Raw genomic sequence first — 23,698 nt, 5'->3', positions numbered from 1 at the left:
TCGACGGAAGGGGGCGGGGTACGCTCCACATCCATGAGCACGCAGACCCCGCCCCCGGTCCTGGTCACCCGGCGCCTCGCCCCCGGCGTCCTGGAACGGCTCACCGCGCACCACGCCGTCACCTGCCACGACTCCGACCTGGCGATGGACCGGGCCGAGCTGCTGGCGGCCGTCCGCGGCCGGCGGGCCGTGATCACCACCCTGGACGACCGGGTGGACGCCGAGTTCCTCGACGCGGCCGGACCGCAGCTGGCCGTCGTCGCCAACCACGCCGTCGGGTACCACAACGTGGACGTGGCGGCCTGCGCCGAACGCGGCGTGCCGGTCACCAACACCCCCGGCGTGCTCACCACCGCCACCGCCGACATGGCCTGGGCGCTGCTGCTGGCCGCCACCCGCCGGCTCGGCGAGGGCGAGCGGCTGCTGCGCTCCGGCACGCCCTGGACCTGGGCGCCGAACTTCCTGCTCGGCCTGGAGCTGGCCGGCACCCCGCTGGGCGTGCTCGGCATGGGCCGGATCGGCCGGGCGGTGGCCCGCCGGGCCCGTGCCTTCGACATGCCGGTCAGCTACCACAACCGCGCCGAACTGCCGTCCGAGCAGGCCGAGGGCGCCGACTGGAAGCCGCTGGAGGAGCTGCTCGCCAGCTCCACCGTGCTGGTCGTCACCTGCCCGCTCACCGCCGAGACCCGGCACCTGCTGGACGCCCGCCGGCTCGCGCTGCTGCCGCGCGGCGCGGTGGTGGTCAGCATGACCGCCGGCGTGGTGGACGAGGAGGCGCTGGCCGCCGCGCTGGAGTCCGGCGCGCTGTTCGCCGCCGCCGTGGACAACTTCGAGCACGAGCCGGCCGTCCCGTCCGCGCTGCTCGCCCAGGAGCGCGCGGTGCTCGCCCCGCACCTGGGCAGCGCCACCGTCCGCACCCGGCAGGCGATGGGCGGCCTGGCGGTGGACAACGTGCTGGCGGTGCTGGGCGGTTCGGCGCCCCTGACGCCGGTGCGGGCCTGACCCCGGCCGTCCCCGGCCTCCGGCGCCGCCCCGGGTGCAGGCCTGGACCCTGCCCCGGCGCCGCCCGGTGCCGGACCGGTGCCGGACCGTTTCAGCGCGCCGGGCGCCGGTACGGGCTCGACCCCGGGCCGCCCCAGCCGGCCGCCCAGGCCAGTGCGGTGGTCATCACCCGGAACGCCCCGAAGTGCGCGGCGCCGGGCTCCAGGAACAGCTCGGCGTCCGGGATGTGGTCGGCCAGCCAGCGCGAGTGGTCGACCGGCGAGAACTGGTCGTCCGCGCCGTGCCAGAGCCAGGTCGGCACCCGGATCGAGCCGACGTCGAACCCCCAGTCGGCGGTGAAGGCCAGCACGTCGTCGATCCAGCCGTCCGCGCCGTGCCGGAACGCCTCCCGGTAGTTGCTCTGGAGCATCCGCCGCAGCCCGCTGTCGGCCACCACCTCCCGGTCGGCGGCGGAGAGTTCGGTGCGCAGCCCGTTCAGCAGCCGGACCGGGTCGTCCTTGATCTGCCGGGAGCGGAACTCCATCGCGTCGGCGATCCGGCCGTGCCCGCGCTCGGCCTCCTGGTAGGCGCGGACGTTGGACGGGGTCATCCCCGCGTACCAGTCCAGGCCGGCCGCGTCGCGCGGCGCGAGGCCGACCAGCACCGCCGCCCGGCTGACCCGCTCCGGCAGCAGCGCCGCGCAGGCCAGCGCGTGCGGGCCGCCGCCGGAGCGGCCGAGCACGGCGAAGCTCTCCAGCCCGAACTCGTCCGCGATGGTCCGCACGTCCGCGGCGGCCGCGCTCACCCGGCGCCCGAACAGCCGGGTGGAGTCGCCGTAGCCGGGCCGGTCGTACGAGATCAGCCGGACGCCCAGCCGGTACAGCACGGTGCTGCGCGGGTGCGGGCCGACCCGGCTGCCGGGCATGCCGTGCAGCAGGAACACCGGACGGCCGCGCGGGTCGCCGAGGGACTCGACGGCGAGCGCGCGGTGGTCCGCCGTTTTGACCATCCGTAACGACACCTGCGGCCTCCTCAGTGCTCCGGGTCGGTTGCGTGCTCCCGGTCGGTGGTGGTGCGCACCTCCCGGCGGGCCTGCCAGGTGGTGTGCTCGCGGGAGATCGCGTCCTCGGCGTCCCGGGCCAGCCGGGCCCAGACCTCCTCGGCCTCCACCGACTCCAGGTCCAGTTCGGCGAGCTGGCGCTGGATCTGCGCCAGCTCCTCGGCGGCCAGGGCGTACGCGGCGGCCAGCGGCCGGTACTGGCGCAGCTGCGCCCAGGCGGCGACCGAGGCGGCCACCGCCGAGACGGTGCCCAGCGCGTCGTAGCCGAACGCGCCGAGCGCCCGCAGCAGGGCGAGCACCAGGCCGAGCGCGGGCAGCAGCACGCCGAGCACCCCGGCCCAGTACCCCGCGCGGGCGCAGTAGCGGGCCTTGGCGCGGTACCAGTCGTGCTGCAGCTGGATCCGCTCGCCCAGGTACACCTCGCGGCGCACCGCCAGCGGCTGCCCGCGCAGGTCGCGCATGGCCGGGGTGATCCCCACCCCGCCCTCCGGGACGGCCACCGGGCTGTCCCGGAACGCGCCGAGCACCCGGGCGAGCTGGAAGCGGTACAGGCCCTCGGCGTCCGGCAGGGCGCGCGGCGGCGGCTGGTAGGCGTCGGCCCGGACGGCGTACTTCCAGACCAGCGTCTTCACCGACTCGGCGGCCGCCCGGCCCTCGTACCAGAGGCCCTGCGGGTTCTGCCGGCTGACCACCACCGCCAGCGCGATCGCGCCGAGGTAGGCCACGGCCGCCGGCCAGGCCCAGGGCTCGCCGTCGGCCGAGCCGGTCGCCGCGGCGACCACCAGCAGGACCAGCTCCCAGGCGCAGAGCAGCACCGAGCGGCGCTGCCCGCGCAGCGAGGCCGCGTCGGCGGCCCAGAAGAACTCCGGCAGCAGGTCCCGCTCCCGCACCCACCCGGTCCGTCCCGCAACAGACGCCATGTTCGGCCCCCACCAGTCGCTCCGGTCGCACCGCTCTCCTGCCCCGGGCGGCTCGCCGGTACGCCTGGTGACGCCCGGGGCGGCCGGATGTGGCCGGGAAGACCCGGTGGTTGTCCGGTACTCCCCGTGTTCGGCCCGGTACCCAGCGTGCGGGGAGGTGGCGGGGGCGCGCGACGGTCGGCGGGCGTGCGCGGGCGACCGGCCGGTGCGGACCGGGCCGGCGCGGGCGGGGGCCGGTCGGTGCAGGAGGCCGGTCGGTGGAGCGGGTCAGTAGGTGTAGAAGACCCGCTCGGCGTTCTCGGCCATCTGCTTCGCGTTCCACTCGGTGCCGCCCGGGACGTTGCCGGAGCGGAACAGCGGCGGCGCGGGGCACTCCCCGGCGGCCGCCCGGTCGGCCAGTCGGCCGACCGCCGAGGCGACCACGGCCTGCATCAGCGCGCTGGTGACGATGGTGGAGACCGGGCCGAAGGTGGTCTCGGCGCCGGGGTGGGTCAGCTCGCCGTCGCCGACCGCGATCTTGCTGTCCAGCACCACGTCGCAGTGGTCCTTCAGGTAGGTGCCGGTCGGGTGCGCCGAGGGCACCTCCGCCGGGTACGCCAGCGAGGTCACGCCGACCACCTTGAGGCCGCGGTCCCGGGCGTACCGGGCCAGCTCGACCGGCATGACCTGGCGGCCGGAGAGCGAGATCACGAACAGCAGGTCCCCGGTGGTCGCCGGGGTCAGGTCCAGGGTGGCGGTGGCCAGGCCGGAGACCCGCTCCAGCGCGCTGGACAGCGGTGCCGGCATCACCGTCACCCCGGTGATCCCGGGGACGTTCAGCAGGTTCATCGGGACCAGCCCGCCGGCCCGGTAGACCACGTCCTGGGCCGCCAGCGCGGAGTGCCCGGCGCCGAAGGTGAAGACCCGGCGGCCCCCGGTCATCGCCTCCGCCAGCAGCGCGGCGGCGGCCTCGATGGTGTCGGCCTCCTCCTCGCGGACCCGCTGGAGGTGGGCGATCGCGGCGTCGAAGTACCGGCCGACCAGGTCGTTCATCTGCTGCCTTCGCTCTCTGCCGGGTGGGGGATCCGGCCGGGTGGGGTGGTCCGGGTGGTCCAGACCGCCGGGGGAGAAAGCTCCGGCGAGCACGGTCGCGCCCCGGCGGCATCGTTGTCAACAGGAACAAAACGGGCCTCCGGAGCCCCGGGGCGGGCCCGGTTGTCGGTCCGGTACGTCAGAATTGGCGGTGAGGACACCGAAGAACGGAGCCAGCGGCGATGTCTGGGCTGATCGACACCACTGAGATGTACCTTCGCACCATCCTGGAGCTGGAGGAGGAAGGCATCGTCCCGATGCGCGCCCGGATCGCGGAGCGCCTGGAACAGAGCGGCCCCACGGTCAGCCAGACGGTCGGCCGGATGGAGCGCGACGGGCTGCTCCAGGTCGCCGGGGACCGCCACCTCGAGCTGACCGAGGAGGGCCGCCGGCTCGCGGTGCGCGTCATGCGCAAGCACCGCATCGCCGAGTGCCTGCTCGTCGACGTGATCGGCCTGGAGTGGGAGCAGGTGCACGAGGAGGCCTGCCGCTGGGAGCACGTGATGAGCGAGACGGTCGAGCGCAAGGTGCTCGCCATGCTCGGCCACCCCACCCAGTCCCCGTACGGCAACCCGATCCCGGGCCTGGACGAGCTGGGTGACACCAAGGCCGAGGGCGAGGGCTTCGACGCCGGGCTCGTCCCGCTGGACACCGTCCGGCCGGGCGACGCCGGGGCCGACGTGGTGGTCCGCCGGATCGGCGAGCCGATCCAGACCGACAGCGCGCTGATGAGCACCCTGCGCCGGGCCGGCGTCCGGCCGGGCTCCACGGTCAAGGTCAGCGTCGGCGTCGGCGGCGTGCTGGTCGGCACCGGCGACAACGCTGCGGAGCTGGGCAAGGACATCGCCCAGCACGTCTTCGTCGCCCAGGCCTGAGGCCTGCCCGCCGGGCACGACACCCCGCCGGCCATGACGATGAGGGCCCGCTGCTCTCTCCCAGCCTCCGGCCGGGAGGTACCCCACGTGCAGCGGGCCCCTCGCCCTCCCCGTCCCTCCCGTTCCCCTCCGCCCCTCCCTGCTCCCTCCCGCTTCCCCTCCGTCGCCGCCGCCCGGCTTCCCCGTCCGAGCGCCCCTGCCGGCGTCCCCATACATCGCCATTCCTCCCCTCGGCCGATCATGGCAATCCTTGAGCGCTGTCACTCGTACGAGGGGCTTCTACGGGTGACCAGCGGGTACACGGAAGCCTTATCCGGACATGCGTATGACGGGCCCCGTCCCCGGTGGGAGACAAGGCCCGTCACTCGCGCGCGTTGTGTCGCGCGGTGCGCGCCCTCACCCGATCGGCGGAGGGCGGCGGATCCAGGGGGCGGGCCTCAGCCCACCGGCGCCGGCTGGGCGGCGGCCCGGGCGGCGCGGACCGAGGGCGCCTCGCGCCCGCAGGCGTAGGCGAGCGGGCCGATCAGTTCGGCGGCGTCCGGCAGCCAGCGGTTGAGCGCGGAGGGGGAGCGGGCCCACTGGGCGTACCCCAGCGAGCCGATCCGGGACGGCGGGGCGACCGTCCAGTCCCCCTCGCCGCGGGCGACCAGGTCCAGCCGGCCGGGTGGCCGACCGAGCCGGCGGAGCATCTCCGGGAGCCGGGCCGCGACCCCGGGCAGCACCAGGAAGTGCAGCCGCCGCCCGATCCGCCCGGGCGCGGCGGGCTGGACCACCACCGGGCCGAGCTGGAGGTCCATCCGCTCCATCCGGGCGAGCGCCAGGCAGCCGGCCGTCTCCGGCACGTCCAGCACGTCGAACGAGCGCCCGGTGGGCAGCAGGACCGAGGCCTGCGGCTGCTCGGTCCACCAGGCCCGCACCGCGCCGGGGCCGGCGCTCGCCTGCCGCGCCCAGTCCGGGTCCAGCGGGTGGGCGCCCGGCAGGGTGCAGCGGCGGTCCCCGCAGGAGCAGCGGACGCCGCCGTCGCCGTCGTCGATCAGCCAGGCGCCCGGGGCCACCTCCCAGTGGCAGGTCTCGGCGTAGCCGACGGCTTCGAGGAGTAGCGGGCGCGGGGCAGCCGTCTCGTTCCGGCCCGGGTCGTCGGCGATGTCTTCCACGGGGTGCTCAACTACCGTGTGTGAGGCTGGTTACGGCCCGATGGCGCCCGGTTGGGTGCATCCCGGCAATGTCACCCGTTCCGGTTAGTCGACCGATTTGGCGCGGCCGAGGGCAGGCGCAGCGGGGGCGCACGGGAGCATTTCCCAGGGCGCAAGGGGGGTGCGGTTCGTCACCGTGGGTATCCCGCTGGCGTTGCTGATCGCTAACCTGGTGTCAGATTCCTTGGACGGTCGGACAGTCGGCAACAGATCAGCAGAATCGTCGCCCGCCGGCCGGGACCGGAGGGTGTGGGGAGGCGAAGCCCAATGGCCGCGAGACCACTCGTCGCACGACAGCCCAACGAGCGTCTGCAGCAACTGATCCAGGAGGCCAGCTGCTCCAACGCCGGCCTGGCCCGGAGGGTCAACCTCTGCGGCGCCGAGCACGGGCTGGACCTTCGGTACGACAAGACCTCCGTCGCCCGCTGGCTGCGCGGGCAGCAGCCGCGCGGGCAGGCGCCGGCCGTGATCGCCGAGGCGCTCGGCCGCAAGCTCGGCCGCAGCGTGTCGGTCGAGGAGATCGGCATGGCGGACGGCAAGAACCTGAGCTCCGGCATCGGGCTCCAGTTCGCGCCCACCATCGGTGCCGCCCTGGAGCAGGTCTGCGAGCTGTGGCGCAGCGACGTCGGCCGGCGGGACTTCCTGACCGGGGCGACGGTCGCCGCCTCCGCGCTGGTGGAGCCCAGCCGGGACTGGCTGATCACCCCGCCGGACCCGGTGGTGGCGCGGGCCGGCGGCCCCCGGGTCGGCCCGACCGACGTGGCCGCGATCAGGGCGACCACCGCGATGCTGGTCGACCTGGACCACCGCTTCGGCAGCGGCCACGTGCGCCCGGTGGTGGTGCACTACCTCAACTCGGTGGTCTCCGGCCTGCTCGGCGGCGCCTACCGGGAGGAGACCGGGCGCCAACTCTTCGCCGCCGTGGCCAGGTTGACCGAACTGGCCGGCTACATGGCGGTGGACACCGGGCAGCCCGGGCTCGCCCAGCGCTACTACATCCAGGCGCTGCGGCTGGCCCAGGCCGCCGACGACCGCGGCTACGGCGGCTACGTGCTGGCCGCCTCGATGAGCCACCTGGCGGCCACCCTCGGCAACCCGCGGGAGATCGCCCAACTCGCCCGCGCCGCGCAGGAGGGCGCCCGCTCGGTGGCCACCCCGACGGCGATGGCGATGTTCTACGCCGCCGAGGCCCGCGGCCACGCCCTGCTCGGCGACGCCCGCTCCTGCGAGACGGTGTCGGCCAGGGCGCTGGAGATGATGGAGAAGCGCCGCCCGGAGGACGACCCGGACTGGATCGCCCACTTCGACGACGCCTATCTCGCAGACGAACTGGCTCACTGCCACCGGGACCTGGAACAGGCCGGCCAGGCCGAGCACTACGCCCGCCGGGCGCTCGACCTGCACCCGCCGACCAGGGTCCGGCGACGCGCGGTGGACCTCGTCCTGCTGGCCACCGCCCAGCTCCAGCAGCGGGACCTGGAACGCGCCTGCGAGACGGGCGCCCAGGCGGTCCGGCTGCTGAGCGGGCTGCGCTCCAACCGGGGCGTGGAGTACCTGGACGAGTTCCGGCGCCGGCTGGAGCCCTACCGGGAGCAGCGGGTGGTCCGCGAGTTCCACGCCCGGGCGGACGCCGAGGCGGCCTGACGGGGGGCGGACGGCGGGACGGCGGAGGCGGGCCGCGGATCGTCTGTGCAGGGAGCGTGACGGATGTCCCGCCCACGTGGTCACCCGGTGAGGCGAACCGGTAGCGTGGGCGCGACGTCCAAGGAACTGTGATGCCCCCAAGAACCGACGAGATGTGGTCCGCCGTCAGTGCGCGGTCCTGCACAGGTGAGGAATCGCGTTGAGTCAGCGCCGCTCGTACCCGAACTCCGGTGACTTCAACCTGGACGACCTGTTCCGCCCCGAGCCCGGCCAGCCGCAGGGGCAGCCGGGACAGCCGGGCGCGCCGCAGGGCCACTCGGCCGTGCCGCCGGTGGGGCAGCCGTCCGGGCAGCCGGAGTACCTCGGCGGCGAGGGCGCGCACGCGCTGCCGACCCAGGCCGTGCCCGCGCAGCCGATGCCGGGCCAGGGCGCCCCGTGGGGCGCGCCGCAGCCCGGGTACGGCGCCCCGCAGGCCGATCCGGCCCCGGAGACCCAGCACCTGCCGCCGTACCCGGTCGGCGACCCGCACGCGGCCGGCCACCCGGCGGCGCACGCCCAGCCCGGCTACCCGCAGCCGCAGCCCGCGCCCGGCTACCAGGCCTACCCGCCGGCCGGGCAGCCGCAGCCGGCCTACCCGGCGCAGGACTACCACCAGGGCTACGCCCCGGAGCAGGGCCAGTCCTACGGCCAGGGCTTCGACCCCGGGTACGACCAGGGACACGACGCGACCCGCGCGGGCGGCTCGGGGCGCGGCGGCCGCCCGTCCAACAAGCTGATCATCGGCGGCGTGGTGGCCGGCTGCGCGGTGGCCGGCATCCTGGTCGCCGTCCTGATGAACGGCGGCGACAAGCCCGAGGACGGCAAGAAGACCCCGGTCGCCGCCACCGCCGGCACCACCGCCGCCACCACCCCCGGGACGCCGAGCGCGAGCGGCTCCGGCGCGGCCGTGGACCCGGAGGTCAAGGCCCAGGCGCAGCCGCTGTCGGACCTGCTGGGCACCGCGAGCGACAGCCGCAGCTCGGTGGTCTCCGCGGTCGCCGCGGTGCAGAAGTGCGACAAGCTGCCCGAGTCCCAGCAGGCGCTGACCGCCGCGGCCGGCAAGCGGCGCGAGCTGCAGGGCAAGCTCGGCCAGCTGAAGACCGACAAGCTGCCCGGCGGCCAGCAGCTGGTCGACCAGCTCAACGCGGCCTGGACGGCCTCGGCCCAGGCCGACGACGAGTACGCGGCCTGGGCGCAGGACGCGCAGGGCGCCTGCGACGCGAAGAAGCAGGACAACCAGCACTACAAGAACGCCGTCCAGGCGAGCGGCACCGCGACCACCGCGAAGAAGCAGGCCGCCGCGCTCTGGAACGCGATCGCCGGCCAGACCGGACTGCCCAACCGGAGCGACGGCGACCTGTGAGCGTCGGTGGCCTGTGAGCGTCGGTGGCCTGTGAGCGTCGGCGACCTCTGAGCGACGGCGGGGGACGGGCCGCCTCGGTCCGTCCCCCGTCCCTCGCCGCCGGCGCTCAGGCCGGCGGCCGCCCCCCGGTGAGCGCCCAGCGGATGTCGACGAACCCCGGCTGCTGCAGGGTCATCCGGCCGTTCCGGACCACCTGGTAGGTGACCCAGGTGTTCACCAGCCGCGGCGACCCGCTGCTGGGCAGCATGTTGGTGGTGCCCCAGTTCAGCGGCGGGGTGATCCCGACGTCGATGCCCTCGCCGCTGTCCAGCAGCGAGGAGACCGTCTTCGGGGTGACCGGCTTCCCGGCCTCCGCGAGCTTCTGCACCACCGTCCGGAACACCTCGTACGCGACCCAGGTGGTCTGCACGCCCGGGTCGGCCACGTCGATGGGGTGCCCGCCGGTGGTGTCGGTGCGCACCACTCCGCGCAGCCCGTCCCAGATCTTCGCCGACTCCGGCGGGTACCAGCTGGTGACGTAGGCGCCGCCGAGCGGGCCGGTGTCGCCGCCGGTGGAGTCCACCACCGACTGCTGGACGCTGCCGATCACCGAGGCGATCCGGGTGTTCTTCGGGGCCAGCCGCCGGTAGGAGTCCAGCAGGTTGCCGGTCGGCTCGGCGGCCAGGGCGCTGGTGACGCAGTTGCCCGGCTCGTCCTTGCCGATCGCCTTGCGGATCACCGGGGTGTAGTCGGAGGACTGCTCCGGCGCCTTGACGTCCGTCAGCTTGATCCCGGCCGGGCGCAGCGCGGTGCCCAGGTAGCCGAGCAGGTTGTCGCCGGCCGGGGTGTCCGGGCGGACCAGGGAGACGGACCGGCAGCCGGCGTCGACCAGCTGGCGGCCGTTGCCCGCGATCAGGGCCGGCATGCCGCCGTCCACCGGGTAGGACAGCGGGCTGCTGAACTCCGGCTGGGAGAGCCCGTAGCCGCCGAGCAGCGGGATGCCGGCGCGCTCCAGCACCGGCATGAACGCCTCGCCCCACTGGCTGTAGGAGCCGATCACGGCGACCACCTTGGCGTCCACCGCCTGCTGGGCACAGGCGCGGGCACCGTCCGCGGTGTTGTGCTCGTTGCAGGTGATCACCCGCAGCCGGTGGCCGTTCAGGCCGCCCTTGGTGTTGACGTCCTGGCCGATGGCGGAGGCCAGCGCGGTCATGCCCGGGCGGTCGGCGGAGCCCGTGCCGGCCGGCGCCCAGGTCATCACGGTGAGATCGTCGCCGCTGGTGGAGGCATCGGCCGGTCCGCCGCACGCGGAGGCCGAGAAGAGGGTGGGGAGCAGGGCCGCGGCGGTCACCGCGGCTGCGATCGGGCGACGGCGGCGGCGCCGCCCGGTCTGCGGACGGGCCTGGAACGGGTCCCTTCGGCTGGTCATCGGTCATCCCTCTCTGGGCGCACTCCGGCGCACCGGAGCAAGCCAAGCCCCGGCGCCGCAAGCCGAGAGGGCCGAAATGCGAACGGATGGCGAACGGCGGCCGAAATCCGGGGCGGTACGCGTGTAGATCGCGAGTGGAGCACGAACAGACGGGGAACGTACGATCGTTCACCATGTCCGCCAGCACAGATTCTTCGCACCGGTCCGCCCGAAACCCTTCTCGTCCGGGCCACCGCTCCAGCACGATGGGCGGCATGCCGCTCAACGACCTGCCCTGGTGGCGCTGGCGAGCCCGACTGCGCTCGGCGCTGCACATGCTGTCCGACCCCGGTTTCCAGCAGGAGACCTGGCTGACCGGGAGAGCGGGGTACGGCGACGTGACCGACGCCGTCTACCGGCTGGTCGAGGACACCTGGCTGGACCGCTGGTCGGCGGAGAAGTACGTCGGGACGATCTTCCGGGACTCCGCCGAGGCCGCGCTGGTGGACGTCGCGGTGCTGCGGGCCGTGCAGATGCTGCACGAGGTCGGTGCGGACGCGCCGGCCTCCGCCTACCTCGGCCACCCCGGCTGGCCGGAGACCGTCCGGGCCGCCCGCGAGGCGCACGTCGCGCTGGCCGTCGGCGACGGGGACGACCCGGACGCGGCCCCGAAGTCGCTGGACGTGCTGCGCATCCTCACCCAGGTCTGACCGCCGGACACCGGCCGTCCCGCAGTACGGGCAGCGGGGCGGCGGATGTCCGGGATGTGACACGCTGGACCATTCACGCACGTCACGACCTCAGAACGGGATACCCGCAGTGGAACAGCAGCCGGCCAGCGCCCAGTACGTCCTCACGCTGTCCTGCCCCGACAAGCAGGGCATCGTCCACGCTGTCTCCAGCTACCTCTTCATGACCGGCTGCAACATCATCGACAGCCAGCAGTTCGGGGACGGCGACAGCGGGCTCTTCTTCATGCGGGTGCACTTCTCCGCCCCCGAGCCGGTCACCGCCGACAAGCTGCGGGCCAGCTTCGCCGCGATCGGCGCCTCCTTCGGGATGGACTGGCAGATCCACCCGACCGAGGAGCGGATGCGGATCGTGCTCATGGTCAGCAAGTTCGGGCACTGCCTGAACGACCTGCTGTACCGCACCCGGATCGGCGCCCTGCAGGTGGAGATCGTCGCGGTGGTCTCCAACCACACCGACCTGCGGGACCTGACCGAGAGCTACGGCATCCCCTTCCACCACATCCCGGTCACCAAGGACACCAAGGCGGAGGCCGAGCAGCGGCTGCTCGACCTGGTCGCCGAGGAGAACGTCGAACTGGTCGTGCTGGCCCGCTACATGCAGGTGCTCTCCGACCAGCTGTGCACCGAGCTGTCCGGCCGCGTGATCAACATCCACCACTCCTTCCTGCCGAGCTTCAAGGGCGCCAAGCCGTACCACCAGGCGCACGCGCGCGGCGTGAAGCTGATCGGCGCCACCGCGCACTACGTCACCGCCGACCTGGACGAGGGCCCGATCATCGAGCAGGAGGTCGCCCGGGTCACCCACGACGTCAGCCCCGACCAGCTGGTCGCGCTCGGCCGGGACGTCGAGTGCCAGGCGCTGGCCCGCGCGGTGAAGTGGCACAGCGAGCACCGGGTGCTGCTGGACGGGACCCGTACGGTCGTCTTCGCCTGAAGGGTGTAGACGCCGTTTACGGCCGGGAGAGCAGCGGGAGCGCGTGCAGCACCTCGCGGACCGCGGCGCGGTCCCCGTGCTCGCCGACCGGCAGCCGGTCCGGGTCGCGGTGCGCGGCGGCCAGCTGGCACAGCTCCAGTCCGTCCAGCACCATCGAGGCCACCGGCTCCCCGCCGGGCCGGCCGCCGGGGCCGTCGGCGTGGTCCTCGCCGTCCAGGGCGACCAGCCACTCGCCGCCCGCCGGGCCGTCGACCATCAGCCGCACCCGCCGGGCCGTCCGGACCCCGCCGGCCGGCGCACCGGGCGCCCCGGCGTGCTCGGGGCGGGCGGCGCGCAGCCCGGCCAGCGCCCGGGGGAGCAGCCGGACCACCAGCTCCACCATCTGCCGCAGGTGCTGCGGCGCCGGCGGGTCGTACGGGTAGGCGACCGCCCGGGCCACGTCCTCGCCGTGCACGAAGCACTCGAAGGCCCGGTCCACGAAGGCGTCGCGCAGCGGCAGCACCGCGAAGCCGTAGTCGACCGGGGTGTTGCCCTGCGGCGCGAGCGCGGCGCTGCGCACCAGGTCGTGGGCCTGCCGCCGCCAGCGGGAGCGCACCGCCTGCGGGGCCAGGCCGTCCTGGTCGGCGATCAGCCGGGCGGTGCGCGCGGTGATCGCCGCGTACGGACCGCCCTGCGGCGGCACCCGCGGCACGGCCGGTCCGACGGCCGGCTCCTGCGGCGGCACCCGCCGTCCGGACGGCGCGGCGGGCGGGCCCGGGGCGGCCGGCACCGGGTCGGGCAGGCCGAGCGCCAGCGCCAGGAAGCCGTCCACCGCGGTCAGGTGGCCCAGCACCTCGGCCGGGCGCAGCCGTTCGGTGCCGCCGTGCCACGGCAGTTCGGCCACCTCCTGCCACTCCTCCGGGCCGAGGTCGCGCAGCAGCGCGTCGAGCTTGGCGGTCTCCGCCGTGTACGGCATGCCCCAGGCGGGGACGGGCAGTTCGGCCGGGCGGCGGGCCAGGCACCAGTCGAGCACCTGCTGGCGCAGCGAGCCGGGCTGGTCCAGCGGTTCGTCCAGGGAGAGCCAGCCGGCCGCCTCGCGCAGCCGGGCCGCCTCCTCGGCGCACTCCCGGCAGTCGCGCAGGTGCTGCTCCAACTCGGCGGCCTCGTAGGCCGGGCAGGCGCCGAGGGCCCACGCGCCGAGCAGCGAGCGCAGGGCGTCGTGCTGCTCCTCAGTGCTGCTCACGTCTCCCCGTTCCCGTCCGCGGCTCCGTCCTGGCAGGCGCGTTCGTCGGCCAGTTCGGTGGCCAGCAGCTCCAGACCGAGCCGCATCCGCTGCTTCGCGGCCTGCTCGCTGATGCCGAGCAGCCGGGCCGTCTCGCGGTAGGTGCGGCCGTCGTAGTAGGTCACCGCGATGGTCTCACGCAGGGGTTGGGGCAGGGAGTCGACCACGTACTGCATCCGCGCGGCGGTGGCCACGGCGCGGATCTCGGCCTCCGCGGCCGGCGCGCGCTCGGCGGCCCGCCGCGCCCGCAGCCGTTCGACCGCGCGGCGGTGGGTCAGCGCGCCGAGCCAGGAGCGCAGTGAGCCCCGGGCGGGGTCGAAGTCCTCGGGGTGCTCCCAGACATGGGCGAAGACCTCCCGGGTGAGCTGGGTGGCGGCGGCCTGGTCGGCCAGTATCCGCCCGGCCAGGCCGTGCACCATCGGCGCGAGCTGGTCGTAGAGTTCGCCGAGCGCCGTCTCCTCGCCGCGGGCGAGGCGGCGCTGCAACTGCTCGTCCCAGCGCGGGGTCCGCTCCGGGGTGGCCATCGGGAACCACCCTCCTGACCGGGTTCGCTGGCGTACCCAACGGTATCTTGCGGCCGGGCGGCGCCGGGGGCGATTCCGGCAAGAACGGAACCGTTCCTCGCGGATCGGCGGGAACGGGAACCGGTCCGCGCGGATCGCCGTCCTCCTCGATGTGCGACGGCCGGCCGGTGGGCCCGCCCGCGGTGCCGCTGTTCGAGCGCCGGTGGACATATGTCGCACGGGTGGTTCGCGAGTGGCGGACGGGGCGCGCGGGGCGCGCGGCGGTAGGTTCCCGACTGCGGGACCGGCGGATCGGCCCGGGCCGGACGATCACCGGTACGAGGCTCGCGAGCGTGAGCGGGACAGTATGCACTGCCCTGTCGCCCGATCGCCGGAATATGCCCGAAGCGCTTGCTGCGGTCCGTCCCCCCGCCCATCCTGAGGCGTATTCGTGTCGCGGCCGGTACCCGACCGACGAGCCGGCGCGGAGGAGTGGGCGCGGACGAGTGGGCGCGGACGGACGGATCGGGCGGGTGCCCGGGGTACGGCTCGGGTGGCGCCGGGCGACGTGCCGGGACCGCCGGCCGGTCCGGCCCGATCGGGACTATGGCCGAACTGCGAGTGCGGGTGGTGGAGCGGTGCAGGTTCTTCAGGTACAGCTGGCGGTGCAGGCCGACCCCGCCGAGGTCGGCCGGGCCCGCCGGTGGGTGCGCTCGCGGCTGCTGAACCACGGGGTGGACCCGGACGCGCCGATGGCCGAGTCGGTGGTGCTGGTGGTCTCGGAGCTGGTGACCAACGCCGTGGTGCACACCGGCTGTCCGGCCGTCCTGCGGCTCTGCCTGCCGGTGGCCGAGGGCCCGGAGGAGGGCGGGCCGGCCGTCCCGCTGCGGGTGGAGGTCGCCGACGCGAGCCGGGCCGCCCCGACCCCGCGGCACGCGGGCGCGGACCAGGACGCGACCAACGGGCGCGGCCTGGAGCTGGTCGAGCTGCTCTGCGAGCGCTGGGGCTGGTGCCCGGAGGGCTCGGGCAAGCGGGTGTGGTGCGAGATCGGCGGCGACGCCCGCCCGGCCGATCCGTTGGCGGACGTGGACTGGGCGGCTTTGGCGCAATAGCGGCTTTCGCGGCGGCCGTCGGACCGTGCCGATCACCGGTGCTGATCACCGGCCGAAAGGTGACGCAACCATTCCGAATTTCGGACTACCCATTGACGTGACGTATCCGACTGATCACGCTTGGGTGCGGCGCTCCGTTGCGAGGGGACGCCGAGGGGACGTCCGTCCACCGCCGCGGTGCTGCTGTCCAGGGGATTCGTGCCAGCAGGGGGGATCGCGGACGGCCGGTCGCGGGCCGCTCCTCGGCGAGTGCGGAGGGTGTGGCGCGGGTCCAGGGCTCGCGCGCCGCGGTTGGATGGCGGCCTGCCGTGCCGCGCTCGGGGTGCGCGCGGCCTGCCGCCATCCAATGCGCCGCCCGGGAGCGGTGAGATCCGGCCACCGGCCACCCGGCTCCCGGGCCGCACTCAGGAAGCGCGCCCGGCACGGCTCTCGGGGCCTTCGGGGCCTTCGGGGTCTTCGGGGCTGCCGGGGGAGCGCTGCTCGGGCAGGGTGCGGAAGGTCCGCCGGTAGGCGCTCGGCGCGACGTCCAGCCGGCCGCGCAGCTGCAGCCGCAGCGAGGCGGCGGTGCCGAAGCCGGACTCCCGGGCGACCTGGTCGATCGTCAGGTCGGTCCGCTCCAGCAACTGCCGGGCCCGCTCGGTGCGCTGGGTGGTGATCCACTGGCCCGGGCTGGCACCGGTCTCCTCGCGGAAGCGCCGGGTGAAGGTCCGTACGCTCATCCCCGCCCGGTCGGCGAGCTGCCGCAGTGCCAGCGGCCGGTCCAGGTGCTCCAGCGCCCAGGCGCGCACCGCGGCGGTGCCGCTGCCGCCGGACTCCACCGGGCTCGGGGCCTCCACGTACTGCTTCTGGCCGCCCTCGCGCCACGGCGGCACCAGGCAGTTGCGGGCCACCGCGTTGGCCACCGCGCTGCCGTGGTCGCGGCGCACCACGTGCAGGCACAGGTCCACCCCGGCGGCCACCCCGCCCGAGGTGAGGAGGTCGCCGTCGTCGGTGTAGAGCACGTCGGGGTCCAGCCGCACCCGGGGGAACAGCCGGGCGAAGCGCTCGGTGTAGCGCCAGTGGGTGGTGGCCGGACGGCCGTCCAGCAGCCCGGCCGCGGCCAGGATGAAGGAGCCGGTGCAGATCGACATCAGCCGGGTGCCGGGCCGGATCCGGGCCAGCGCGGCGGCGATCGCCGGGGTGAAGCAGGCGTCGGCGACGGCCGGGCTGGAGTCGGCGGAGGCCGGGATCAGCACCGTGTCGGCCCGCTCCAGGAGTTCGGGCCCGTGGTCGACCATGATCCGGAAGTCCGCGCTGGTGGTGACCGGCCGCCCGTCCAGGGTGCAGGTGGCCACCTCGTACAGCGGCCGCCCGTCCGCATCCCTGGCGCCGCCGAAGATGCGGGCGGGGATGCCGAGTTCGAAGGCGATCACGCCCTCCAGGGCGAGTACCGCGACCAGGTGTGCCATGCGGGCCAGGGTAGTACGGGCCGTGGCCCGATTCTTGCGAAAGCTGTCATTCAGGCCACTCGTCCGGCTCCCGGCGGCCCGGAACACTCGTGCGGGTGACCGAATGCAGCGCCCTCGCCCCCACGTCCAGCTCCGCACCTCCCGCCCCGGCCGGGCGCCCCCGGGTGCACTACGCCTGGGTGGTGGCCGCCGTCGCCCTGCTCGTCCTGCTCGGCTCGGCCGGCTTCCGCTCCACGCCGAGCCTGATGATGGACGCCCTGCACAACGAGTTCGGCTGGTCGCTCGGGACGATCTCCAGCGCCACCTCCGTCAACCTGACGCTCTACGGCCTCACCGCCCCCTTCGCCGCCGCCCTGATGGACCGTTTCGGGGTGCGCCTGGTGGTGGTCTGCGCGCTGCTGACCATCTCGGTCGGCTCCGGGCTGACCATGCTGATGCGCGAGCCCTGGCAACTGGTGCTCTGCTGGGGCGTGCTGGTCGGCCTCGGCAGCGGCTCGATGGCCGGCGCCTTCGCCACCACCGTCACCGGGCGCTGGTTCCAGGCCCGCCAGGGGCTGGTCACCGGGGTGCTGACCGCCGCCGGAGCGGCCGGGAACCTGGTCTTCCTGCCGGTCGGCGCCTGGCTGGTCGAGCAGCACGGCTGGCGCTCGGCCGTGGTCGTGGTCTCGCTCGCCGCCAGCGCGGTCGCCGTCCCGGTCCTGCTGCTGATGCGCGAGCGGCCCGCCGACATCGGCCTGCTCCCGTACGGCGCGACCGAGGCCCCGCCCGCGCCGGCCGCGAACGGCCGCGCCCTGGCCCGCTCGCTGCGGGTGCTGCGGGACGCCGCCCGCAGCCGGGCGTTCTGGCTGCTGGCCGGCTCCTTCGCGATCTGCGGCGCCACCACCGCCGGCCTGGTCGGCACCCACTTCATCCCGGCCGCGCACGACCACGGCATGCCGGTCACCACCGCCGCGAGCCTGCTCGCCCTGATCGGCGTGTTCGACGTGCTCGGCACCGTCTTCAGCGGCTGGCTCACCGACCGGGTCGACTCCCGGCTGCTGCTGACGGTCTACTACGGGCTGCGCGGGCTGTCCCTGCTCCTGCTGCCGCAGCTGCTGGCCGGCTCGCTCCAGCCGCCGATCCTGGCCTTCGTGATCTTCTACGGCCTGGACTGGGTGGCCACCGTGCCGCCGACCGTCGCGCTCTGCCGCCGGCACTTCGGCGAGGACGCCCCGATCGTCTTCGGCTGGGTGCTCGCCGCCCACCAGATCGGCGCCGCCGTCGTGGCGGGCCTGGCCGGCCTGGCCCGGGACGCGCTCGGCGACTACGACCTCACCTGGTACGGCGCCGGCGCGCTGTGCGCGGTCGCGGTCGGGCTCTGCCTGGCGCTGCGCACCGGACGGGCCGACGGGGCGGCGCCGGCCGTCGCGTGACCTCCCGTGGGCGAGGCTCCGGCGCGGGGTATGGGGTGCCGGCGCGAGGTGTCCGGGGCCCCGGCAGGACTGTCGTATCGACTGTCGTACCGGAGGTCTAGGCTCCGCTCCATGGCGCTGACCTTCACCCTGGACCCGAAGCTCGACCCCGACCTGCGGACGGACATCGTCCGGCTGTGGGCCGACGTCACCAACGCCGGCGGGGCGGTCGGCTTCGTGGCGCCGGTCACCGAGGACGAGGTCTGGGACACCGCCGACCGCCAGTTCGCCGGGGTCGCGCCGGACGGCCCGGACCGGCTGCTGGTCGCGCACGAGAGCGCGACCGGCCGGCTGGTCGGCGTGCTGTTCTTCGAGTCGATGCGGTTCGGCCCGATGGAGCACTGGCGGATGCTCAAGCGGGTCATGGTGCACCCCGACTGCCAGGGCCGTGGTCACGGCGCCCGGCTGCTCGCCGAGGCCGAGCGGGTGGCCCGGGAGTGGGGCCTGGAGTCGCTGCGGCTCACCGCGCGCGGCGGCCTGGGGCTGGAGCGGTTCTACGCCCGCGGCGGCTACCGGGAGGTCGGCCGGGTGCCGGCCGCGATCCGGATCGCTCCCGGGGACGACCGGGACGACATCACCATGTGGCTCGATCTGCGCTGACGGCCGCCCCGTGACCCGCTCCGGCCGTTAGGCATGCTTGACTGGAGGACCCGCCCCAGCGCAACGAAGAAGGATGTGTCGAGTGACCAGCAACGGCCCGGAGAAGTCGCACGCCACGCTCCGCTACACCTCCATGCGGGTCAGCATCTTCCTCGGCTGCCTGCTGGTCGCCCTGCTGCTCGGGCACTTCCGGGTCATCCCGGTCAGCGGTGAGGCCGGCATGGTCTTCCTGTTCCTGCTGGCCGCGGTGGCCTCCGCGCCGCTCAGCTACGCGCTGCTGAGCAAGCAGCGCGACGAGATGTCCGCGCAGATCAGCGGCAAGGTCACCGGGATGCGCAGCCGTACCGCCGAGCGGATCGCCGCGCAGAACGCCGAGGAGGACGCCGCCGACGAGGCCGCCCGCGCGGCCACCGCCGGCCAGGGCTGACCCCGGCCCCGCCCCCGAGCACGAGCGCAGCCGCCGTGTCCGCCACCCCGGAATCCGTGCCCGAGCCGCCGTCCGAGCCGCAGCCCGAGCCGTCGTCCGCCGGGTCGGCGCCCGCCGAGCAGCCGCCCGCCGGGACGACGCTCGGCACCTGGCCCGCCCCCGTCCGCCGGCCCACCGGTCGGGACGTGGCCCGGCTCGCCGGGGTCTCCCAGGCCACCGTCTCCCTGGTCTTCTCCGGCGCCGAGGCCGGCCGACGGGTCTCCGAGGCCACCCGCGGACGGGTCCGGGAGGCCGCCCGCAGCCTCGGCTACCGCCCGCAGGCGGCCGGCCGGCAGCTGCGGCTGGGCCGCAGCGGGATGATCCTGCTGGCCGTGCCGAACCTCCAGGGCCCGTTCTTCGGCCGGGTGCTGGAGGGTGTCCACGAGGAGGCCGGCCGCAACGGCCTGGCCGTGGTGGTCAGCTCCGGCTGGGGCAGCGCCACCCTCGCCGAGGCCGCCACCGCCGGCCGCTTCGACGGCCTGCTGATCTGCTCCCCGGACGACAGCCAGCTCGGCGAGCTGCCCGCCGACACCCCCGCCGTCTTCCTGGACGCCGACCCCGGCACCGACCGGGCCCGGCCGACCGTCGAGCTCGACGTGGCCGGTGGGATGCGCGCCGCGGTCGAGCACCTGGCCGCGCTCGGCCACCGCCGGATCGGCCGCCTGCGCTCCAGCCACTCCGCCTACACGTTCCGCGTCCGGCAGGCCGCCTTCGAGCAGGCCGTCCGTGAACTCGGCCTGGAAGTCGTCGAGTTGGGCGTGAGCCTGAACGACGGCCACCGGGCCGCGCGGACCGTGGCGGGCCGGCTGCTGGAGCGGCCGGACCACCCGCGCGCGGTGGTCTGCGACGACGACGTGGTCGCCTCCGGGGTCTACCAGGCCGCCGCCGAGCTGGGGCTGCGGGTGCCGGAGGACCTGTCGGTGGTCGGCATGGACAACGTCACGGTGGCCGCGCTGCTCGCCCCGCCGCTGACCACCGTCGACCTGCCCGGCGAGGAGCTGGGCCGGGCGGGCGCGGCCGCGCTGGCGGCGCTGCTGCGCGGGGAGCGGGTGGCGCCGGTCGCGCCGCTGGCCACCTCGCTGGTGCTGCGCTCCTCCACGGCGCCGGCGTAGCGCGTTCGGGAGGACGTTCATCCCATCGGATTGGTCCGAACGGGTGATTACCGGCCGGTTCGCCTCGCGGCGCAGGCTTGGACGGATAATAGGACGCTGAGATTCCGTTCATGCGGACGCTCCGACCACGAAACCCACGCCTGTCCAGAGCAGCCCGAACGGCAGCGGCCTTCGGCCTCTTCGCGGGCGCGCTGTTCACCGGTACCCTCACCGCCCCGCCCGCCGAGGCCGCCGTCACCTTCACCAAGACGGTGGACAAGGCCACGGTGGCGCCCGGCGAGAACGTCACCTACACCCTGCGCTACACCTGCTCGGTGACCGACTGCACCAACGGCCGGATCACCGACAGCCTCCCGGCCGGGATGGAGTTCGTCGGCTGGGTCCCGGACGCGTCCACCGTGGACGTCGGGGGCTCCACGGTGCCGGCCGCGGGCACGGTCGGCGGTACCCTCGACATCAAGCTGCTCACGCTCACCCCCGGGACCACCGCGACCGTCAAGGTGGTGCTCAAGTTCCCCAACTTCACCACCCCGAACAACACCCGGACCGTCAACTCGGCCACCCTGACCGCCGACGGGGAGACGCCGCAGACCGGCTCGGCCACCACCACCGCGGTCGTCCAGCCCGACTACACGGTCACCAAGGGCGTCCAGACCAGCAGCCAGGACGGCCGCTCGGTCACCTACCAGTTCAGCGCCTGCTCCACCTCGGGCGTCCCCAACGTCGACCTGGACGCCAGCCGGCTCGTCGACACCCTGCCGACCGGCGCCGTCGTCGACACCGGGCGCTCGCCCGGCTGGACCCAGGACCCGGACAACCCGGACCGCTGGATCTACGACATCGGCGAGTTCCGGTCCGGCAACGGCCAGGCCGGCTGCCGCAGCCCCGGCGTGCTGGTCGTCAACTACCCCGACCCGACCTTCCCCAGCGGCACCACCTCCACCAACTCGGTGGTCCTGCAGGGCGACCCGCTCGGCCCCGAGCCGATCCGCGACCTGTCCACCGACACCGCGCAGACCCCCACCTTCCAGCCGCCCACCACCGGCATCCAGGTCACCGCGGGCAAGCAGTGGCAGAGCGAGGTCGCCTCCGGCGACATCGCGTCGCTCAACCTGTACCCCACCAACACCGCCGGGCCCGCCACCAGCCTGGTGATGACCGACCCCGGCTCCGGCACCACCCCCGGCCTCTACGACTGGCTGTTCCCGCAGGCCCTCCAGCTGTCGGCGTGGAACCCCACCAGCGTCGTCCTCACCCTGCAGTACCGGCTGAACGGCGACCCGACCTGGCTGACCTTCACCCCCGGCGGCCCGCTCGACGGCTCCAGGAACCGCTGGATCACCTTCGCCGAGGGCGCCGGCGACCCGGTCAACGACGTGATCGGCCTCCCGGCCGGCCGCTGGCTGGACGGGCTGCGCCTCGCCTGGAACGGCCCGATCCCCTCCGGCTGGAGCCCGGGCAGCGCCGTCCGGCTGCACGCCCAGGTCGTCACCCCCGGCCACGACGGCCGCCCCGCGCCCACCCCGCTGCACAACTGCGTGGACGTGACCGGGACCGACGCCGCGGGGGAGACCGCCTCGGCGAGCGCCTGCGCCGACACCACCGTCACCGCGACCACCAACCTCGGCGCCGCCAAGACCACCACCGCCGGAGCCGTCCTCGCCCCCGGCGGCATCGCCACCTTCCAGGTCGTCCCGTACAACCGCACCGGCCGCACCCTGGGCACCCCGCTCGTCCTGTACGACCTGCTGCCGCCCGGCATCGTCTACCAGGACGGCAGCGCCCGCCGCGACCCGGCCTACCCGGAGTCCGTCGCCCCGCAGTCCGTCCAGGTGCTGCCCGGCCCGGACGGCCGCCAGCTGCTCAAGCTGACCTGGCCGGCCGGCGCGCCCGACATGATGTACGTCGACGACCACCGGGCCTACCGCACCCTGATCGACGTCCAGGTCGCCGGCAGCGCCCAGCCCGGCACCCTCACCAACGACGTCTACGTCACCACCGAGGGGGCCACCGCGCCGGTCAGCTGCTTCTACTTCGGCAGCGACGGCGGCGTGCCGGACACCCACGACGTCAACGGCAACGGCGACACCGCCGAGACCGTGTGCCACGCCTCCTCCCAGATCGAGGTCCAGGTGCCGGCCGTGCTGCGCTCCTTCAAGGAGGTCAAGGGCGACCTCGACCAGGACTACGGCAGCACCGGCAGCACCACCCCCGGCGGCGGCATCTCCTACCGGCTGACCGTCCGCAACGACTCGCCCGACCCGGTCACCGAGTTCGTCGCGTACGACAAGCTGCCCGCCCCGGGCGACGCGTACGTGCTGAACCCCGACGTCCCGCGCGGGTCCGCCTGGACGCCCTCGCTGACCCAGCCGCTGACCTCCAGCGACCCGACGGTGGTGATCGAGTACACCACCTCGCCCAACCCCTGCCTGACCGGCGCGATCACCGTGCCCGGGCCCTGCGACGCGAACGCGCAGTGGACCACCGCCTTCCCCGGGCCGGGCAACGCCACCTGGTTCCGGATCCGCCGCCCGGGCACCCTGCCGGCGGGCGGGCTGTTCACCCTGACCTGGTCGATGGTCGCCTCGGTGGACGCCGGCGACGCCGACTTCGCCTGGAACAGCTTCGCCTACACCGCCACCGACTCCACCGGCAGCCCGCTGCTGCCCGCCGAGCCGGCCAAGGTCGGGGTCGGCGTCCAGGCGCCGGTGCCGCCGGACAACGCGCTCGGCGACCGCGTCTGGGCCGACAGCAACGGCAACGGCCTCCAGGACCCCGGCGAGAGCGGGGTGGCGGGCGTCCGGGTGGAGCTGCTGGACGGGACCGGGCAGCCGGTCCGGGACAGGATGGGCAAGCCGGTCACCGCGGTGACCGACGCCGACGGGCACTACCTGTTCGAGAAGCTGCCGGACGGGCAGTACGCGGTGCGGTTCGACCTGACGACCGTTCCGGCGGGGGCGAAGGTCACCCTGCAGCACGCGGGGACGGACCCGGCGCGGGACTCGGACGCCGACCCGACCACCGGGCTCACCCAGACGGTGCGGCTGGCGGGCGGGCAGCACGACCTGGACCTGGACCTGGGGCTGGTGCTGGCCGGTACGCCGTCGCCCTCTCCGACGTCGTCTCCGTCGCCGACCTCGTCGCCGTCTCCGACGTCCTCGCCTTCGCCGACGTCCTCGCCGTCCCCCACGTCGTCTCCGTCGCCGACCTCGTCGCCGTCTCCCACGAGCTCGCCGTCGCCGACCGGGTCGCCGTCCCCGACGAACTCGCCGTCGCCGACGGGGAGTCCGACCCACAGCCCGACGCACAGCCCCACGCACGGGCCGACGCACGGGCCGCACCCGTCGCCGAGCCACGGCGGCGAGCTGCCCCACACCGGTGGGACCGGCCTGCTGCCGGCCGTGCTCGCCGCCACCGTCCTGGGCTCCGGGGTGCTGCTGACGGTGATCGCCCGGCGCCGTCGGGGCCGCCACAGCTGATCACTCACAGGTAGGAGGAGAAGACCGCGCCCGCCGGCCAGACCACC

Annotated in this window: 20 protein-coding genes; 12 read left to right on the top strand and 8 right to left on the bottom strand. The window is 74.8% G+C overall.

The genetic code is table 11. The features are described 5' to 3' along the window. Positions 1-33 precede the first annotated feature (33 nt). On the top strand, positions 34-1,002 hold the full coding sequence (locus ABZW03_RS02660) for a D-glycerate dehydrogenase (protein ID WP_355251046.1): 969 nt from the start codon (positions 34-36) through the stop codon (positions 1,000-1,002). Between the two features lie 91 nt (positions 1,003-1,093). Here the strand turns inward: ABZW03_RS02660 and ABZW03_RS02655 are convergent, their stop codons facing one another. The 3 genes from ABZW03_RS02655 to ABZW03_RS02645 all read right to left on the bottom strand — a co-directional run bounded on the left by ABZW03_RS02655 (position 1,094) and on the right by ABZW03_RS02645 (position 3,993). Next, positions 1,094-1,990, bottom strand: a complete 897-nt coding sequence (locus tag ABZW03_RS02655; protein WP_355251043.1) for an alpha/beta fold hydrolase — start codon at positions 1,988-1,990, stop codon at positions 1,094-1,096. A gap of 23 nt (positions 1,991-2,013) precedes the next feature. Continuing rightward, positions 2,014-2,961: a DUF4231 domain-containing protein gene (locus ABZW03_RS02650; protein ID WP_355251040.1), complete on the bottom strand. Its 948-nt coding sequence runs from the start codon at positions 2,959-2,961 to the stop codon at positions 2,014-2,016. 267 nt (positions 2,962-3,228) lie between these two features. Next, on the bottom strand, positions 3,229-3,993 hold the full coding sequence (locus ABZW03_RS02645; RefSeq protein ID WP_355251037.1) for an SIS domain-containing protein: 765 nt from the start codon (positions 3,991-3,993) through the stop codon (positions 3,229-3,231). A gap of 221 nt (positions 3,994-4,214) precedes the next feature. Between ABZW03_RS02645 and ABZW03_RS02640 the strand changes: the two genes are divergently transcribed. Further along, on the top strand, positions 4,215-4,907 hold the full coding sequence (locus ABZW03_RS02640; RefSeq protein WP_355251034.1) for a metal-dependent transcriptional regulator: 693 nt from the start codon (positions 4,215-4,217) through the stop codon (positions 4,905-4,907). 437 nt (positions 4,908-5,344) lie between these two features. On the opposite strand, the gene ABZW03_RS02635 is transcribed toward ABZW03_RS02640, so the two are convergent. Then, positions 5,345-6,061, bottom strand: a complete 717-nt coding sequence (locus tag ABZW03_RS02635; protein WP_355251031.1) for a bifunctional DNA primase/polymerase — start codon at positions 6,059-6,061, stop codon at positions 5,345-5,347. Positions 6,062-6,367: 306 nt separating this feature from the next. On the opposite strand from ABZW03_RS02635, the gene ABZW03_RS02630 reads away from it, so the two are divergent. Both ABZW03_RS02630 and ABZW03_RS02625 read left to right on the top strand, forming a co-directional pair. Beyond that, entirely contained in the window at positions 6,368-7,744 is a 1,377-nt protein-coding gene (locus ABZW03_RS02630; protein ID WP_355251029.1) for a transcriptional regulator, read from the top strand. A gap of 199 nt (positions 7,745-7,943) precedes the next feature. Further along, the gene (locus ABZW03_RS02625) at positions 7,944-9,146 is read left to right on the top strand and encodes a hypothetical protein (protein WP_355251027.1); all 1,203 of its coding nucleotides are present in this window, start codon (positions 7,944-7,946) and stop codon (positions 9,144-9,146) included. A 106-nt stretch (positions 9,147-9,252) separates the two neighbouring features. Here the strand turns inward: ABZW03_RS02625 and ABZW03_RS02620 are convergent, their stop codons facing one another. Beyond that, positions 9,253-10,554 carry an ABC transporter substrate-binding protein gene (locus ABZW03_RS02620; RefSeq protein ID WP_355251025.1) on the bottom strand — a complete coding sequence of 434 codons (1,302 nt, stop codon included), beginning with the start codon at positions 10,552-10,554 and terminating at the stop codon, positions 9,253-9,255. Between the two features lie 173 nt (positions 10,555-10,727). On the opposite strand from ABZW03_RS02620, the gene ABZW03_RS02615 reads away from it, so the two are divergent. Then, positions 10,728-11,243 carry a hypothetical protein gene (locus ABZW03_RS02615; RefSeq protein WP_355251023.1) on the top strand — a complete coding sequence of 172 codons (516 nt, stop codon included), beginning with the start codon at positions 10,728-10,730 and terminating at the stop codon, positions 11,241-11,243. Between the two features lie 100 nt (positions 11,244-11,343). Beyond that, positions 11,344-12,219 (top strand): formyltetrahydrofolate deformylase, encoded by an 876-nt coding sequence (purU, locus tag ABZW03_RS02610; protein ID WP_355251096.1) that lies wholly within the window; start codon positions 11,344-11,346, stop codon positions 12,217-12,219. A gap of 16 nt (positions 12,220-12,235) precedes the next feature. Here the strand turns inward: purU and ABZW03_RS02605 are convergent, their stop codons facing one another. Together ABZW03_RS02605 and ABZW03_RS02600 are read right to left on the bottom strand one after the other, a co-directional pair. After that, the gene (locus ABZW03_RS02605; protein ID WP_355251020.1) at positions 12,236-13,441 is read right to left on the bottom strand and encodes a zf-HC2 domain-containing protein; all 1,206 of its coding nucleotides are present in this window, start codon (positions 13,439-13,441) and stop codon (positions 12,236-12,238) included. Continuing rightward, entirely contained in the window at positions 13,438-14,004 is a 567-nt protein-coding gene (locus ABZW03_RS02600; protein ID WP_355251018.1) for a sigma-70 family RNA polymerase sigma factor, read from the bottom strand. Before ABZW03_RS02600 ends, ABZW03_RS02605 begins: the two co-directional genes overlap by 4 nt. A 617-nt stretch (positions 14,005-14,621) precedes the next feature. On the opposite strand from ABZW03_RS02600, the gene ABZW03_RS02595 reads away from it, so the two are divergent. Then, a complete protein-coding gene (locus ABZW03_RS02595) occupies positions 14,622-15,095 on the top strand; it encodes an ATP-binding protein (RefSeq protein ID WP_355251015.1) in 474 nt (157 codons plus the stop codon). Positions 15,096-15,499: 404 nt separating this feature from the next. On the opposite strand, the gene ABZW03_RS02590 is transcribed toward ABZW03_RS02595, so the two are convergent. Continuing rightward, positions 15,500-16,543, bottom strand: a complete 1,044-nt coding sequence (locus ABZW03_RS02590; protein ID WP_355251011.1) for a helix-turn-helix domain-containing protein — start codon at positions 16,541-16,543, stop codon at positions 15,500-15,502. 95 nt (positions 16,544-16,638) lie between these two features. Between ABZW03_RS02590 and ABZW03_RS02585 the strand changes: the two genes are divergently transcribed. The 5 genes from ABZW03_RS02585 to ABZW03_RS02565 all read left to right on the top strand — a co-directional run bounded on the left by ABZW03_RS02585 (position 16,639) and on the right by ABZW03_RS02565 (position 23,651). Further along, entirely contained in the window at positions 16,639-17,955 is a 1,317-nt protein-coding gene (locus ABZW03_RS02585) for an MFS transporter (RefSeq protein ID WP_355251008.1), read from the top strand. Between the two features lie 111 nt (positions 17,956-18,066). Then, positions 18,067-18,594: a GNAT family N-acetyltransferase gene (locus tag ABZW03_RS02580; RefSeq protein ID WP_355251005.1), complete on the top strand. Its 528-nt coding sequence runs from the start codon at positions 18,067-18,069 to the stop codon at positions 18,592-18,594. A gap of 82 nt (positions 18,595-18,676) precedes the next feature. Further along, a complete protein-coding gene (locus ABZW03_RS02575) occupies positions 18,677-19,021 on the top strand; it encodes a DUF4229 domain-containing protein (RefSeq protein ID WP_355251002.1) in 345 nt (114 codons plus the stop codon). A gap of 35 nt (positions 19,022-19,056) precedes the next feature. Then, positions 19,057-20,172 carry a LacI family DNA-binding transcriptional regulator gene (locus ABZW03_RS02570; RefSeq protein ID WP_355250999.1) on the top strand — a complete coding sequence of 372 codons (1,116 nt, stop codon included), beginning with the start codon at positions 19,057-19,059 and terminating at the stop codon, positions 20,170-20,172. A gap of 110 nt (positions 20,173-20,282) precedes the next feature. Beyond that, positions 20,283-23,651 (top strand): SdrD B-like domain-containing protein, encoded by a 3,369-nt coding sequence (locus ABZW03_RS02565; protein ID WP_355250996.1) that lies wholly within the window; start codon positions 20,283-20,285, stop codon positions 23,649-23,651. The last annotated feature ends 47 nt before the right edge of the window (positions 23,652-23,698 follow it).

It is taken from the genome of Kitasatospora sp. NPDC004799 (assembly GCF_040609095.1).
In the GTDB taxonomy this organism is placed as follows: Bacteria; Actinomycetota; Actinomycetes; order Streptomycetales; family Streptomycetaceae; genus Kitasatospora.
The sequence above is the reverse complement of the archived record's forward strand: the minus strand, read 5'-3'. Positions and strand labels throughout refer to the sequence as shown.